The organism is Streptomyces sp. AcH 505 (assembly GCF_000818175.1).
In the GTDB taxonomy this organism is placed as follows: Bacteria; Actinomycetota; Actinomycetes; order Streptomycetales; family Streptomycetaceae; genus Streptomyces.
Map to the genome: position 1 here is coordinate 3,656,244 of NZ_JTIY01000001.1, position 2,945 is coordinate 3,659,188.

The following is a 2,945-nucleotide window of genomic DNA, read 5'->3' on the forward strand; positions in this document are numbered from 1 at the left end:
GGCGCGGACGGCGACGGCGCTCGGCATCGCCGCTTCGAGCGCGGCGGGACTCCGGCTGAACTTCGGCTACATGACCAAGCCGCTGCACGCGGGCAACGCGGCACGCGCCGGACTGCTGGCGGCGCTGCTCGCCCGGCGCGGGTTCACCGCGACGCCGTCCGTGCTCGACGGTGAGCGCGGCTTCACCGCCGTCTTCTCGCCGGGCGACGGCGACCCGGCCGCCATCGGGAGCCCGCGCGCCACCGGCGGCTGGCAGGTGCTCGACCCCGGTATCGCGGTGAAGAAGTACCCCTGCTGCAACCGGGGCCACCGCGCGGCCGACGCGATCCTCACCCTCGTACGCCGGCACGGCTTCGGCGCGGCGGACGTGGACCGGATCGAGGTCCGGATGCCGGCCGGTGAGGTCGACGCCGCGGGGCGGGTCGGGCCCATGACGTATCCGGCGCCGGTGACCGGGCTCCAGGCGAAGTTCAGCATGCAGTACGTGCTGGCCGCCGCCGTCCTCGACGGCGGCCTCGGCATCGATGCCTTCACCGACGGGCAGGTGGCCCGGCCGCGGGCGCGCCGGCTGCTCGCGCGGGTACGGCCCGTCGCCGACCCGGACCGGCCCGCCGCCGACCCCGAGTTGAACTACGTCGAGGTGGTGGTCCGGTTGGTGGACGGGCCCGAGCTGACCGAGCGCGTCCACTTCTCGCGCGGCGACCCGCGCGGCGGGCTCCCGCTGAGCGCGGCCGATCTCGCGGAGAAGTACCGCGACTGCGCCGGGACCGTACTGCCCGCAGGGCAGGTGGCGCGTTCGCTGGAACTCTTCGGCGTACTGGACGGACTGCCCGACGTCAGGCCGCTGACCGGCCTCCTCGGCGGCAGCCTGTGACCTCGGCCTTCCGGGCGCTGCGCACCCGCAACTACCGCCTGTGGGTCTCCGGGACCGTCCTGTCCAACACCGGCACGTGGATGCAGCGCACGGCGCAGGACTGGCTGGTGCTGACCGTGCTGACGCATCACTCGGGGCTCGCGGCCGGCATCACCACCGGGCTCCAGTTCGCGCCGCTGCTGCTGCTCTCGGCGCACGCCGGGGTGCTGGCCGACCGGTTCCCCAAGCGCCGGGTGCTGATGTGCACCCAGACGGTCATGGGGCTGAGCGCGCTCACCCTCGGCCTGCTGGTGGTGACCGGCGCCGTCGAGCTGTGGGAAGTGTTCGTCTGCGCCTTCGGGCTCGGGCTCGCCGCCGCCTTCGACAACCCGGCGCGCCAGGCGTTCGCCTCCGAGGTGGTCGCCCGGCAGGACGTCACGAGCGCCATCGGCATGAACAGCGCGTCCATGAACATCGCCCGGCTGATCGGCCCCGGCGTCGCGGGCGTGCTGATCGCCGACTTCGGCACGGGGCCCGCCTTCCTGATCAACGCGGGCAGTTTCGTCGCCGTACTGACCGCGCTGATCCGGATGCGGCCCGCCGAGATGTTCCTGGGCGAGCGGCTGCCGCGCGGCCGTGGTCAGGTGCGGGAGGGGGTGCGCTATCTGCGCTCACGGCCCGACCTGCTGCTGATCTTCTTCATCGCCGGGATGGTCGGCACGTTCGGCCTCAACTTCCAGATCACCAACGCCCTGATGGCCACCGGGGCCTTCCACCGGGGTGCGCGGGAGTACGGGCTGCTCGGCTCCGTGATGGCGATCGGTTCGCTGAGCGCCGCGCTGCTGGCGGGCCGCCGTGAGCGGCCACGGCTGCGACTGCTGATCTTCGCGGGGCTCGCCTTCGGCACGTGCATGACGGCGGGGGCGCTGATGCCCAGCTATCCGCTCTACGCGGTCATGCTCGTCCCCATCGGGCTCTGCTCGATCACGCTCATGAACAGCTGCAACACCGCCGTGCAGATGTCGACCCCGCGGCACATGCGCGGCCGGGTCATCGCGCTGTACGTCATCGTCTTCCAGGGCACGACCCCCCTCGGCGCGCCGATCGTGGGGTGGCTGGGCAGCACCTTCGGGGCGCGCTGGTCGGTGCTGGTCGGCGGCTTCGCCGCGCTGCTCGCCATCGGGGTCGCGATGGCGGTACTGGCCCGCCGCCCCGCCATCGGAGCCCGCTTCGCCGCCGCGCTGCGCGAGGAGTCGGACGGCGACGCGGACCGCGGCGGCGCCGTGGCCGAGCGCGAGCCCGAGCGCTGACCCCTCTTGCTCTCGCACTGCCCCGAGCGTACGCTGCGATTGCATGCAATGCTTCCTGCGTGTTTCCGAACAGGGTCTCCGCAGTTGAGTTAGCGCACCATATGTCCGCGCAAACCAGGGTATTCAGTCACCTGTATTTGCATAGTTGACGCATGCAATCGGCGCATGTCATCTGTCCGGCGCGAGATGGGATCGGGTTTGTGATCATCGGTCAGCAAGTAGCAGAGACGCTCCACGGCCTGGGGCTGCGGCGCGTGTACGGCCTGCCGGGCGAGGACCACATGGCCCTGCTCGACTCCTTCGCCGCCGTGGGTCTTGAGTACTGCACCGCGTTCAACGAGTCGTCCGCCGTCATCATGGCCGCGACCGACGCCCAGCTGACCGGGCTGCCGGGCGTCGTCGTCCTCTCGCTGGCGCCCGGTGTGAGCAACGGCGTCAACGGCCTGCTCAACACCTATCTCGAAGAGGTCCCGCTGCTGCTGATCTCGGGCCAGCACCCGGCGGGCCGGCTGCCGTTCGTCGTCCGGCAGGGCTTCAACATCGAGCAGTTGGTGACGCCCTCGACCAAGTGGCAGGCGAAGCTCACCGCCGACATGGACGTGCCCGCCGTGATCGGCCGGGCGGTCGACGAGGCCATGACCGGCCGGCAGGGCCCGGTGTATCTGGAGATACCCGACGCCGTCGCCACGGCCGAGTCCACGGCCGACGACGCGGCGGCCGCGCTCGCCGTCTCCCGGCTGCGGGCGCACTGGACAGCGGCGAGCCGGCCGTCCGGCGCCCCC

3 protein-coding genes are annotated in these 2,945 nt (G+C 72.0%); all 3 read left to right on the forward strand.

Annotated features, from left to right (window positions below; all coding sequences use genetic code 11):
• The coding region (locus HY68_RS16705) for an MmgE/PrpD family protein (protein ID WP_198533283.1) at positions 1-874 on the forward strand (874 nt) is incomplete at its 5' end.
• Positions 871-2,163 carry an MFS transporter gene (locus tag HY68_RS16710; protein WP_041989571.1) on the forward strand — a complete coding sequence of 431 codons (1,293 nt, stop codon included), beginning with the start codon at positions 871-873 and terminating at the stop codon, positions 2,161-2,163. The genes HY68_RS16705 and HY68_RS16710, both read left to right, overlap by 4 nt.
• Before the next feature lie 152 nt (positions 2,164-2,315).
• Positions 2,316-2,945 (forward strand): thiamine pyrophosphate-binding protein (locus HY68_RS16715; protein WP_198533284.1); only part of this gene is annotated, 630 nt, incomplete at its 3' end.